This is a genomic window from Streptomyces sp. NPDC034086, assembly GCF_055575515.1.
The window spans coordinates 149115-160692 of sequence record NZ_JBVISM010000008.1 but is presented as its reverse complement, the minus strand read 5'-3'; the positions used below and the strand labels follow the sequence as shown (position 1 = coordinate 160692).

Here is an 11578-nt window from a genome sequence, read left to right as displayed (position 1 = left end):
GCCTCTTGGTGGCTATCGTGGTAGAGCAAGCGGTAACAACCTGGTAGGGGGAAACCGTGGCGCTGAAGCCCGAGCCGACCGCGCCGTTCCACTCGGTGCAGTACGCCCTGCGCGTGCTCGAAACGATCTCGCGGCACACCGGCGGTGTGACCGACGTGCAGATCGCGCGTGAGACCGGCCTGCCCGCGGTCCATCTCGCCCCGATGCTCCTCATGCTCCGTCGCGAGGGATACGTCCTCCAGGTCTCCGACGGCGCCTACGCCATAGGTGACTCCCTCGTCCTGCTCGGCTCCGGCCTCGGCCGCCAGCAGGCCCTCCAGGAAAAGCTCCAGGACACCCTCGACAAGCTGCGGGACTCCGTCGGCGCGGCCGTCTACATCAGCCGCTACGTGGACGGCGAGGTCCGCATCACCCAGTTCGCGGACAGCCCGCGCACGCCCAAGGTGCACGAGTGGGTGGACTTCCGCTCGGCGGCGCACGCCAGCGCGGTCGGCAAGTGCCTGCTGACCCAGCTCGACCAGAACGGGCGGCGCGACCACCTGTCCCGCCACAAGATCGCCCGGCTCACCTCGAAGACGATCGTGAACGAGCGGATCCTGTTCTCGAAGCTGGACTCCCAGCCCGCCACCGTCCCCGTCCTGGACCTCCAGGAGTACGCGGTGGGCACGGTCTGCGCGGCGGTCCCGATCACGGCCGGTGCCGCGGTGGGCTGCCTGGCCCTGTCCATGCCGGTCGAGCACGCCCACCGGCTGCGCGCCGCGGCCGACACCCTGAACCGCAAGGCCGCGCCGCTGCTGCTGTCGCTCACCCTCTGAGGACCCCGCGGAAGAAGGCCGGGCGCGGGCCCCGCCCTCCGCCCCGAACACCCTGCGGCTCCCGAAAGCGCACCGCGGCGGCCCGGAAACACTTCGGGCGGTTCCCGGTGAACCGGAAACCGCCCGAAGATCAGGTGCGCCGCCAGGGACTCGAACCCCGGACCCGCTGATTAAGAGTCAGCTGCTCTAACCAACTGAGCTAGCGGCGCCTGCTGACAGAGAAAATACTACCTGCTCCCCAGGGGTGCTCCAAACCAGTAACCGCAGGCCCGCCCGGCGAGCCCCTCAGCGGTCCAGCAGCTCCCGGCGGCCCTGCGCCTCGTACGCCGCCAGCAGCGCGGCCAGCTCCTCCCCACCGAGCGGGCGGTACGCACCGCCGGACCGGTGCCAGACCGGGCCGGGGCCGAGGAAGCCGGCCCGGCGCAGGGCGACCCGGTGGATCTTGTTCGTGGCCGTGACGGGCAGCGCGTCGAGGATCCGTACGTAGCGCGGGGCCATCTTCGTACCGAGGTCCGGCTGCGCGGCCAGGAAGGCGCCGAAGGCCTCCGGATCGAAGGCCGCGCCCTCCCGCAGGGCCAGGGCGGCCATCACCTGGTCCCCCGCGACCTCGTCCGGGACCGCGTACACGGCGACACCGGCCGCCGCCTCCCAGCGGGCCAGGACGTTCTCGATCACCGCCGCGGCCAGGTTCTCGCTGTCGACCCGCAGCCGGTCGTCGGCGCGGCCCGCGAAGTAGAGGAACCCCTCCGGGTCCCGGAAGAACAGGTCACCGGTCCAGTACCAGCCGTGCCGGGTGCGGGCCGCCTCGGCGCCGGGGTTGCGCCAGTAGCCCTCGAAGAGGCCGCCGCCGCGGTTGACGAGTTCGCCGATGGCCTCGTCCCCGTTGAGCAGCCGGCCCCGGCCGTCCAGGACCGCGGGCGGGCACTCGCGGCCCGTCTCCGGGTCCACGACGGCCAGGTCGTCCCCCGGGGCCGCCCGGCCCAGCGCGCCCTCCGGGGTGCCGGGGCCGCGCTGGAGCGAGGCGCCGCCCTCGGTGGCCCCGTACCCCTCCACCAGCCGGACCCCGAACCGCTCGGCGAAACGGGCCGCGTCCACCGCCCCCGCCTCGGTGCCGAAGCCCAGGCGCAGCCGGTGCTCCCGGTCGTCGGGGCGGGGCTCGGTGGCCAGCAGGTACTGGACGGCCCGGCCGACGTAGGTGAAGTACGTCGCCCCGTAGGCCCGGACGTCGGCCAGGAACGCGGAGGCCGAGAAGCGGCGGCGCAGTGCCACCGGGGCGCCGGCGGCGAGGGCGGGCAGCCAGTCGGCGATGACGGCGTTGCCGTGGAAGAGCGGCATGCAGATGTAGTGGACGTCGTCCGCGGTGACCGAGAAGTGCCGGGCCAGCGATCCGCCGGCGGCCGCGAGGCGGCCCTGGCTGCAGACGGCGGCCTTGGGGGCGCCGGTCGAGCCGGAGGTGAAGTAGAGGAGCAGCCGGGTGCCGGGGCCGGGCGCCCCGGCGCGCACCGTCGGGCCGCCGGGCCCCGCGGCGGCGTACGGGGCGAGCAGGGCCCCGTACTCCTCGGTGCCCGTGACGAGGAGCCGTACGCCGGGCAGGTCGAGGCCGCGCAGCAGCGGGAGGTGGGAGGGCTCGGTGACGAGGATCCGGCAGTCGGTGTGCAGGATGTCGCGGGCCAGCTCGGGGCCGCGCCGGGTGGGGTTGATCCCGGCGACGGCGGCTCCCGCCAGGGCCGCCGCGCCGAGCCAGAAGGGGAACTCGGGGGTGTTGTCGAGCAGCACCCCCACGTGCGGCTCCGCCCCGGGCGGCAGCAGGTCGGCGAGGAGCGCGGCGCGGGCCGCGGACTCCTGGGCGGTCCGGTGGCGGCTGAGGACGGTGGGCCCGGCGCCGCCGGACGCGCCGGCCCCGTACATCAGCCCGGGCCGGTGGTCGCCCCACTGGCGCGCGACGAGTTCCGCGACGGTCTCGCCGGCGCCGGACGGCGTGGTGGTCCGCATGCCGCCGGAGCGTAGCTGACGTAGCGTCAGAACTGAACGTCGGAGCAGGCGTAGAAGGCCATCGGGGTGTCGTTGACGGTCCAGACGGCCAGGATCACGTGCCGTCCCGTCTTGCCCGCCGGCATGGAGCCGCGGTGGATGGTCGTCATGTCCGGGCGGCCGCCGTTGTACGGGACGACGAGGAAGGGCTGCGGGTCGAGGGCGGCCCGGGTGAGGGGCTTGGCCGGGTCCCAGCCGTTCCGGGTGACGTAGTACCGGAAGTCGGTGGTGGAGTGGTTGGCAGTGAACTGCCAGCGGAAGTCGAAGGGCTGGCCGGAGTTCACCCGCGTCGCGGGCCAGTTGCCGCCGCGCGGGTCGTCGAGCTGGGCGAACTCGGCGTGCCCGCCGGCGCATATCTTCCCGTCGGCGGGACCGGCCGCGGGGAAGCCCTTGTACCCCTCGACGCTCTGCGGCTCCCACTGGATGGGGCCGCAGTCGGAGACCGTCCTGTTGGCGCAGAGCTTCTGGCGGCTGATGGGGGTGTCGGTGTAGCCGTGGCCGCTGGCGCTGGGGGCGCCGAGCAGGGCGATCCCGGCGAGGAGCCCGAGGCCGAGCGTGGCGGCGGCGGCTGCCCGCGCGGGGCGGGACGGGCGCGAGGGGTGGGAGGGGTCTGAGGGGCGTACGGGCCATGAGGGCATGCGGAAGGAACGCATGGTGCTCCTTGGGCGTGGGGGGGGGAATCCGGCGAGGGATGCGCGCGCGTGGGGATGCGCACGTGCGGGGATCGGCCCTGGCGGGCCGGCCGGAGCGGGGATCCTGCGGCCGGTGGGGCCGGCCGCCGGGTGGGGCTGATGGGAGCTGGCGGGGCTGGTGAGATCTGGTGGGGCTGATGGGAGCTGGCGGGGCTGGTGAGGCTGGTTCGAGGTGCGGGGATCGTGGGGCCGGTGCGGCTAACGGAGGTGCCGGGCCGACCGGGGGGAGCCGGTCGGCCGCTCTAGGTCTAGACCAAGTCCCAGGGTATGGACGGCAGTTGGCCATGTCTATACCAATGAGCGAACGGGTGGTCCGGTCCTCACCGGCCACCCGTTCGCTCGCGGAACCCCCGTGACGGCTGTTACTGGTCGGACCGCCCGGTGTAGAAGGCGACGGTGAGGTCCTTCACCAGGGCCTTGCGCTCGTAGTCGTCGAGCTCCACGATCCCGCGCGAGGTCAGCCGGTGGACGGTGTCGTCCACGGCGTCGACCACCGAGGTCAGCACCGTGTCCCGGTGCTTGGCGTCGATCGCGGCGACCCGGCGCCGGCGCATGGCCTCCGCGACCTCGGGGGCGTACTCGATCCGGGTCGGCTGGGCCGAGAACACCTCGATCCCGACCGCCTCGGTTTCGGCCGCCACCATCCGGGTCAGCGCGTCGCCGACGGCCTCGGCGTCGCGCAGCGTCGGGGCGTCCTCGTGGAAGGCGTCGGCGGGCAGCTGCGACAGCACCCGGGCCATCGCCGACTCGACCTGCTCGGCCAGGTACTCGGTGTGGTCCTCGACGGCGAGCGTGGCCCGGGCGGTGTCCTTGACCTGCCAGACGACCTGCACGACCACCTGGAGGGCGAGCCCGCCCGCGTCCACGGCGGGCATCGGCTCGCTGCGCCAGTGCCGCAGCCGGACGTCGACGCGCCGGCGCAGCAGGAGGGGGCTGATCCAGGTCAGGCCGGTACGCCGGACCGTGCCCCGGTAGCGTCCGAAGAGGGTGAGCACCCAGGCGTGACCCGCTTTGGCGCGGCCCAGGCCGCCGAGCGCGAGGAGGGTGACGATGCCGAGGAAGGCGAGCGGGGGCCAGTGCGTGGCGTGCAGCCCCCGGTAGGGGCGGGGAGGGGCCCCGAAGGCGGCGACCACGGTGGCCGGAACCACCCCGGCCCGCCACAGCACGGCCGCGCATCCGAGGAGGGCGAGGCCGCCGACGGCCACCGCGATCCAGCCGGGCAGTACCGGCCCGCGGTGCTCCCGGAGCCGGTCGTCGCCCCGGGGGACGCGGCGGCCGGCGGCCGGCTTCCGCGCGGCGGGGGCGGCGGGGGCGGCGGCCGCGGGCCCGGGGGGCTGCGGCCGCGGGCGGAACGGGAGGTGCAGCGGAACCTCCGTGACGGCGGTGCCGCGCGGGTGGTGCGGGAGGCCGCGCGGGGCGGGGTCCTCGGTGCGCATCCCGCGTGCGACGGCCCGCGCGGCGATCTCCGCGGGCCCGGGGCCGGGAACGCCGTGCGGGGGCTCGGGGGCGGGGTGCGGGATGCCGGGGGCGGTGTCCGCCCCGGCCTGGCTCCGGGCGGCGGGCACATCACCCCGGGGCGGCCCCGGCCGGGCGGGCTCGGCTTCGGCTTCGGCGTCGGCTTCGGCTTCGGCTTCGGTCTTGGCGTCGGCGGCGTCGGCTTCGGCGTCGGCCGGGTGCGGGAGCCCCGGCCGGGCGGGTTCCGCTTCGGGGGCGTAGCCCCGGGCGGCGCCGGGGAAGACCCCCGGCGCCGGGTCGGGGGCGGCGGCCGGGGACCCCGCCAGGGCCAACGGGGCCGGGCCGGGGTGCGCGGGCCCGGCCGGGACCGGGTCCGGCTCGGCGGCGCGGGGGGCCGTCGCGTCGGCCGGCTCGGCGGCGCGGGGGGCCGGAGTGCAGGTCGCGGGGGCCGCGGGGAAGGCCGTACCGCCGGTCGCGGAGGCGGGTTCCGCCGCCGGGGCCACGGCCAGGGGCTCCGGCCCGGCCGGACGGACCGCGGCGACCCCCGACGCGAACCGGGTGGCTCCGAACGGCTGGACGGCCCGCCCGGGGGCGGGGCCGTCGGGGTGCGCGCCCCGGGCCGTCGGCTCGGGGCCGGCCTGCGCGGCGGGCCGGTCCCGGAAGCCGCCCGGCTCCGGAACCCCGGCCCGGGACGGTGTCTGCGGCCCCGGCCCGGCCGGGGGCGCGGCGGCGGCCGGGGCCGGGGTGACGACCGGGGCGGGGGCGGGTTCCGCCGTCGGGGGCCGCGGCGTCCATGACCCGCGGTACGCGGCGACCGGCTCGGGACGGGGCCCGGCGGCCGGGTCCACGGCCGGCGCGACGGCCGGCGCCCGGGACGGCAGCGGGCCGGCGGGACCCTGGGCGTGGGCGGTGGCGCCGGCGGGGGCTGCGGGCAGCGCGGGGATCCGGAAGGTTCCCGTGGTGAACGTGGTGTGGGTGGGGTACATCGTTGCCTCCGTCATGCGAACAGCCGGCGCCAGGTTTCCGGGCCCGGATAGCCGTCGGCCGAGGCGCCGCGCCAGCCCTGGGCGCGCTGGAAGGCCTCGACGTTGCGGCGGTCGGCCTCGCTCCAGCGCGGGCCCGGGCCGGACGTGTAGTGCTTGCCGAAGCCCTTCGCCGCCAGCCGGCGGCCGAGGGCGAGGACAGCCGGATGGGACTGCCCCGGGCGGAAGACCCCGGGCCCCGGGTAGGCGGGCACCCCGCTCGGACCGGGCAGGGCCACGGCCGGCTTCACCGCGCCGGGCGCCGTCGTCCGTCCCGTCGGCGGGATGTCCTTGCCCTTGCGCTGGACCAGCAGCCGCCAGGTGTGCTCGCCGGGGATGCCGTCGGCGTCGGCGCCCGTCCAGCCCTGCGCCTCCTGGAAGGCCCGCGTGGCCTGCCGGTCGGCGTCGCTCCACTTCGAGCTCGGCCCCTTGGGGTAGAAGCGCAGGGCGCCGCGCCCGATCAGCATCTTGCCGAGTTCGGCGACGTACTCGTTGTCCGCGCCCGGGCCGAACTTGGCCGCGCCGGGGAAGGCTGCCGTGCCCGCCGGCGGGGCGCCCGGTACGGGGGAGCCCGGTACGGGGGAACCGGGCACCTGCGCGTCCGGCACCGGCGGGTCCGGGAGGACGCCGGTGGTCACGCCGTTGTACCGGTACGGCAGGTACTTCTCGGAGTTCTTCCAGTACCCGTACGGCGTGGCCAGCTTCCGCGTCGCCGGGCGGGTCTGCTCGTACGCGACGTAGTGCGTGCGCGTCTCGTCGACCCAGCCGCCGAAGATGACGACGTGCGAGCCGTTGTTGGGGTCCGCCGGGTTGTGGAAGAGCAGCATGTCCCCCGGCAGCAGCTCCTCCTTCGTGATCTTCGTGGCGAAGGAGTCGAGGCTGCCGGTCCACTCGTTCGTACCCAGGTTCCAGGCCATGGAGACGTACCCCGAGCAGTCCTGCCGGTAGCCGTCCGACCAGTACGCGGTCATGCTGTACGGGACCTGGGCGTCCAGCCAGGTCTTCGCCCGGTTGATGATCGTGGCCCGGTCGATGGCCCGCACCGCGGGCGGCGCGCCCGGCCGCCCCGCCGACGGGGACGGGGGGCGCGGGCCCGGGCCGGGGGCCGGGCGTCCGTGCAGCGGGGCCCGGTCGCCCTGCGGGGTGCCCGGACCGTCCGCTCCGTCCCGGTCGTCCAGGGCCACCGGCCCCGGGCCCGGCACCGGCTTGGCGGCGGCCGGCGCCGCCGACCCGCCGCCCAGCACCACACCGGCCGCGGTCGCCAGTACCAGCGCCCGGCGGGCCCCGCGCGCGGCCGGGTGTCCGCCGTCCCGCAGCGCTATGGCCCGCCCGCGCGCGAGGGTGCGGCGCCGCTGCGCGCACCCGGGGCACACACAGTCGCCGGCGGGCTCGTACTCCTCGAAGACCGGCATCGTCATCGGCGTCGGCATGTGCACATGCACCGGAGGCTGCGTCGTCATGCGGTTCCGTCCACTCCCCTGCTCGTCCACTGGTCGGCCGGGCACGCATCTGTCGGGGCATCAGATTCGGCTCGACCAGACATATCGTGCACGACAAACACCCTAAACATGGGTTAATCGGACAGAACGGGCGCGGCCGGTCACGAGTACCTCTCCAGGTGGGGTAGAGTTTTGCCTGTCAGCAAGCGCCGCTAGCTCAGTTGGTTAGAGCAGCTGACTCTTAATCAGCGGGTCCGGGGTTCGAGTCCCTGGCGGCGCACAGACGAGAAGAAGACCCCCGTGGCGAAAGCCGCGGGGGTCTTCTTCGTTCTGCCGTGGGCCCGGCCGGCGGCCGGGCGCTGGGGTCGGCGGCTGCCGGGGGGCTGGGGGCGGGGCGGCGGCCCGGCTGACCCGGACGAACCGCTAGACCGACGCCGCGGCCGGCTTCGCCCCCGCGCCCGTGAGGTACGCCGAGACCACCACGTTCGCCGCGTACTGCCCGGCCGCCTTGTCGTAGTTCCCGCCACAGGTCACGAGCCTCAGCTCGGCGCGGCCCCCGACCCGGGGCCCGTACGCCTCGTGCGGGTCGAAGCCCGCGCGCTCGAAGACGCGTACGTCCTCCACGGTGAACTCGGCGACCGTGCCGTCCGCCCGCTCCACGCGGATCTTCTGGCCCGGCTTGAGGGAGCTCAGGCCGTAGAACACCGCCGGCTTCGACTTCGTGTCCACGTGCCCCACCATCAGCGCGGCCCCCACCGCACCGGGCGCCGGGCCCGCGCCCCACCAGCCCACCGTGCCCGGGAGTTCGTACGGCGGCGGATCGATCGCCCCCTGCGCGTCCAGACCCCGGGCGATCACCGGTGCCCGGACCCCCAGGGCCGGTACGTCGACCCGCGCGGGCATCGCCCCGGGCAACGGGGGCCGCGCGGCCGGGAGGGCCGGCCCCGGCTGCGCGCCGGCCTGGTCGGCGGCCGGAACGGGCGGCACCCCGGTGATCTCCTTGCCCCACAACCACAGCCCCATGACCAGCACCGTCCAGGCGGCGAAGGTCAGCAGCCGGCCGCCGGCGGAGGCCCTGGGCTCGCTCATCCGCCGTTGCGGCGACGTCGCAGGGTGATGGCCCTGCCCGCGACCGCCAGGGTGGCGGCGGCGGCGAGAACGGCGCCGATCACGGTGTGGGGCAGCCCGGGGCCCTCGCCGCCGTGGCTCTTCTTCGCGGCCGTCACCGGCCGGGTGGCCCCGGCGACCTCGGCGGACATCCCGCCGCCGCCCGCGTGCACCGGCCAGACCGGCGAACGGTGCGGGTCGGGGCGGTGGTGGTGGTCGCGGTGGCGGATCTCGATGGAACCCCGCAGGCCGTCGGCGCCCTCGCACTTGACGCGGATCTCGTGCCAGCCCGGGTCGGCGTGGGAGCGGACGGCGGCCTCGCCCCAGAGGGTGCGGCCGTCCCCGTGGCGCGAGGAGAGGCGCACGTCCGACACGAAGACGGGGGAACGGGCCACACCCCGGTCACCGTGACAGCCCAGCACGCGGATCTTGACGTGCGCTCCCGGTGCGGCAGGGTTCGGTTCCGCCGAGACGCCGCCGCGGTCCCACTCGTTCGCGAGGGCGGCGGGGGCGGTCACTGCGGTGAATGCCGTCAGGGCGACGGCGGCCCCTGCGACACGCAGAGCGATCAGAGAACAGCGCATGGTGAACCTCCTCACAAGGAGCCTCACGCGCCGTGCGCCGCTCCGCATCCGGAGCGGCGCTCTCTTGGCCCGTACGTGTCAGCCGTACGCGCTGCCGCGCGACCGGCTACACCAGGTCGACGAGATCGGCGATGGAATCGACCGTCTTGGTCGGCCGGTACGGGAACTTCTCCGTGTCCTCGACCGTGGTGAGACCGGTCAGCACGAGGAAGGTCTGCATGCCCGCCTCCAGGCCGGCCAGCACGTCGGTGTCCATGCGGTCGCCGATCATCGCGCTGGTCTCGGAGTGGGCCCCGATGGCGTTGAGACCCGTACGCATCATCAGGGGGTTGGGCTTGCCGGCGAAGTACGGCTTCTTGCCGGTCGCCTTGGTGATCAGCGCGGCGACCGCACCCGTGGCCGGGAGCGGGCCCTCGGTGGAGGGGCCCGTCTCGTCGGGGTTGGTGCAGATGAAGCGGGCACCGCCGTTGATGAGCCGGACGGCCTTGGTCATGGCCTCGAAGCTGTACGTGCGCGTCTCGCCCAGGACCACGTAGTCGGGCTCGTGGTCGGTCAGGATGTAGCCGATGTCGTGCAGGGCGGTGGTCAGGCCCGCCTCGCCGATGACGTACGCGGTGCCGCCCGGGCGCTGGTCGTCGAGGAACTTCGCGGTGGCGAGCGCCGAGGTCCAGATGTTCTCGACGGGCACGTCCAGACCCATCCGGCTGAGCCGGGCCTGGAGGTCGCGCGGGGTGTAGATGGAGTTGTTGGTCAGCACCAGGAAGGGCTTGCCGGACTCGCGCAGCCGCTTGATGAAGGCATCCGCGCCGGGGATCGGGGTGCCCTCGTGGATGAGGACTCCGTCCATGTCGGTCAGCCAGGATTCGATCGGCTTGCGCTCTGCCACGGGACGTCTCTCCGCTCTGCGGGGCCTCTGACCTCGGGGGGCCTCTGGTCTGAACCACCCTAGCGGTGCGGGGCCGCGGAGGGGGAGGGCGTCCACGGCCCGGACGGGGCGGGGCGTTCAGCGGTGTACGCCGCCCCGTGCGGCGGGGTGAGGTGCCGACCCCCTCGGGCCGGCCGGCGGCGCCGCTAGGCGGAGGCCCGGAGCCGCCGGGCACCGAGCAGCAGGCCGCCCCCGGCGGCGACGGCGGCGACGGCCGCGGAGCCGTAGGCCCACTCGCGGGGCCCGGTGTGGGCGAGCGAACCCGCCTCGGCCGGATCCTGCGGCCCCGCCACGGAGAAGCGGTACCCGCCCGCCTCCCCGACCCACTCGCCGTCGTCGGCCTCGCGCTGGACCAGCGCCGCGTCGGCGACGACCTCACCCAGGGGGGCGTCGGGGGCGAAGGCCAGCCGCACCTTGACGGTGGCGGAACCGCCGGCCGGCACGGAGAACCCGGCGAACCGGCTGCCGCCGTTCCCCGCGTTGCCGCCGCTGTGCCCGCCGTGCCCGCCGTGCCCGCCGTCGAACACGGCGATGATCTCGTCGCGGTCGGAGCGCTCCAGCGTGACGGGGAAGGGGCCGCCGGGGGCCTCGAACTCCATCCGGAGGTGGGCGGGGCGCAGCGCCCGGGCGGCGTCGGTGAAGACGACCACGGGATGGATGGCCGAACAGGTGCCGCTGGTGGTGTTGGTCAGGTCGAGCAGCCAGGTCTGCGGCCCGGCACCGGCCCGGTAGACCGCCGGCCCACCCCGGATCCGCGCCCCGATGGGGAAGGCGCCGGCCTTGCCGTCGCCGCAGGTGGCGTGCGCGCGGGAGGGCAGCGCGGGGGCGGGGCGGGCACCGCCGCCGTTGCCGACGTCGGCAGCGGCGGTCGCGGTGTTGAGGGCCAGGAGGAGGGCGGTGAGGGCAAGGGCGTTGCGCAGTCTCATGGCGGACCTTCGCTGCTCGCCGGACGGAACGATGATCGGACGAGGCGACAATCACCCCGGCCCTCCCGCACCCTGCCACGCCCGCGCGACCCACATCCCACCCCACGCCCGAGCACCCCCGGTTTACGCCCGTACGGCGGCCCGGGTCAAACGGGCCAGGGCTGGGGGCGCGCCAGGGAGGCGCCGCCGCCCGGGGAGCACGGCAGGTCACGCCACGCGGGACGCGGCGCGACTCGGGGACGGGCGCGGCCCCCTGTGCCGCCCGGCCGCAGACCCAAGGGGGAGCCGCCCCAGTGCCCCGGGCCGGAAACCCGCCGGGAGACGCCACCGGGGGCGTGCGCCACCGCGGAGGGCGGCGCGCGGGGAGCCCGGACAGCCCGAGGGTCCGGGCACAGCCGCCGGGACGCCCGGCACAGCCCGGGGCCCACATGGCCCTGGGCTCCGGGCGAAGCCCAGGGAATCCCGGCGCAACCCGGAGCAGCAGCCGGGAGGCCCGGCGGAGCCCGGAGCAGCAGCCGGGAGGCCCGGCGGAGCCCGGAGCAGCAGCCGGGAGGCCCGGCGGAGCCGGCCGCCCCGCGCCCG

Annotated in this window: 9 protein-coding genes and 2 tRNA genes; 2 read left to right on the top strand and 9 right to left on the bottom strand. The window is 75.8% G+C overall.

The genetic code is table 11. From position 1 onward, the window contains the following. Positions 1-56 precede the first annotated feature (56 nt). Entirely contained in the window at positions 57-815 is a 759-nt protein-coding gene (locus ACZ514_RS20050; RefSeq protein ID WP_388946303.1) for an IclR family transcriptional regulator, read from the top strand. A 135-nt stretch (positions 816-950) separates the two neighbouring features. On the opposite strand, the gene ACZ514_RS20045 is transcribed toward ACZ514_RS20050, so the two are convergent. The 5 genes from ACZ514_RS20045 to ACZ514_RS20025 all read right to left on the bottom strand — a co-directional run bounded on the left by ACZ514_RS20045 (position 951) and on the right by ACZ514_RS20025 (position 7433). Then, positions 951-1024 (bottom strand) — tRNA-Lys (locus tag ACZ514_RS20045). A gap of 76 nt (positions 1025-1100) precedes the next feature. Further along, positions 1101-2807, bottom strand: coding sequence for an AMP-binding protein (locus ACZ514_RS20040; protein WP_469125282.1), 1707 nt, complete (start codon positions 2805-2807; stop codon positions 1101-1103). A gap of 26 nt (positions 2808-2833) precedes the next feature. Then, positions 2834-3499 (bottom strand): lytic polysaccharide monooxygenase auxiliary activity family 9 protein, encoded by a 666-nt coding sequence (locus ACZ514_RS20035; RefSeq protein WP_468171922.1) that lies wholly within the window; start codon positions 3497-3499, stop codon positions 2834-2836. Between the two features lie 401 nt (positions 3500-3900). Continuing rightward, positions 3901-5979 (bottom strand): SPFH domain-containing protein, encoded by a 2079-nt coding sequence (locus ACZ514_RS20030; protein WP_469125281.1) that lies wholly within the window; start codon positions 5977-5979, stop codon positions 3901-3903. Between the two features lie 11 nt (positions 5980-5990). Continuing rightward, positions 5991-7433, bottom strand: a complete 1443-nt coding sequence (locus ACZ514_RS20025; RefSeq protein ID WP_469125329.1) for a peptidoglycan-binding protein — start codon at positions 7431-7433, stop codon at positions 5991-5993. A gap of 227 nt (positions 7434-7660) precedes the next feature. Between ACZ514_RS20025 and ACZ514_RS20020 the strand changes: the two genes are divergently transcribed. Then, positions 7661-7734: transfer RNA gene (locus tag ACZ514_RS20020), tRNA-Lys, on the top strand. 143 nt (positions 7735-7877) lie between these two features. On the opposite strand, the gene ACZ514_RS20015 is transcribed toward ACZ514_RS20020, so the two are convergent. The 4 genes from ACZ514_RS20015 to ACZ514_RS20000 form a co-directional block, all read right to left on the bottom strand. After that, a complete protein-coding gene (locus ACZ514_RS20015; RefSeq protein WP_468171916.1) occupies positions 7878-8543 on the bottom strand; it encodes a class F sortase in 666 nt (221 codons plus the stop codon). Next, entirely contained in the window at positions 8540-9145 is a 606-nt protein-coding gene (locus tag ACZ514_RS20010; RefSeq protein ID WP_468171913.1) for a hypothetical protein, read from the bottom strand. The genes ACZ514_RS20015 and ACZ514_RS20010 overlap by 4 nt, the downstream gene beginning before the upstream one ends. A gap of 106 nt (positions 9146-9251) precedes the next feature. After that, positions 9252-10031, bottom strand: coding sequence for an HAD-IIA family hydrolase (locus tag ACZ514_RS20005; protein WP_468171910.1), 780 nt, complete (start codon positions 10029-10031; stop codon positions 9252-9254). Positions 10032-10216: 185 nt separating this feature from the next. Further along, the gene (locus tag ACZ514_RS20000; RefSeq protein ID WP_468171907.1) at positions 10217-10996 is read right to left on the bottom strand and encodes a hypothetical protein; all 780 of its coding nucleotides are present in this window, start codon (positions 10994-10996) and stop codon (positions 10217-10219) included. Positions 10997-11578: the final 582 nt, after the last annotated feature.

What these genes read in the sequence shown, in the direction of transcription:
- ACZ514_RS20040 (WP_469125282.1), bottom strand. Translation starts at nt 2,807, where the DNA reads ATGCGGACCACCACGCCGTCCGGCGCCGGCGAGACCGTCGCGGAACTC.
- ACZ514_RS20035 (WP_468171922.1), bottom strand. Translation starts at nt 3,499, where the DNA reads ATGCGTTCCTTCCGCATGCCCTCATGGCCCGTACGCCCCTCAGACCCC.
- ACZ514_RS20030 (WP_469125281.1), bottom strand. Translation starts at nt 5,979, where the DNA reads ATGTACCCCACCCACACCACGTTCACCACGGGAACCTTCCGGATCCCC.
- ACZ514_RS20025 (WP_469125329.1), bottom strand. Translation starts at nt 7,433, where the DNA reads ATGACGATGCCGGTCTTCGAGGAGTACGAGCCCGCCGGCGACTGTGTG.
- ACZ514_RS20015 (WP_468171916.1), bottom strand. Translation starts at nt 8,543, where the DNA reads ATGAGCGAGCCCAGGGCCTCCGCCGGCGGCCGGCTGCTGACCTTCGCC.
- ACZ514_RS20010 (WP_468171913.1), bottom strand. Translation starts at nt 9,145, where the DNA reads ATGCGCTGTTCTCTGATCGCTCTGCGTGTCGCAGGGGCCGCCGTCGCC.
- ACZ514_RS20000 (WP_468171907.1), bottom strand. Translation starts at nt 10,996, where the DNA reads ATGAGACTGCGCAACGCCCTTGCCCTCACCGCCCTCCTCCTGGCCCTC.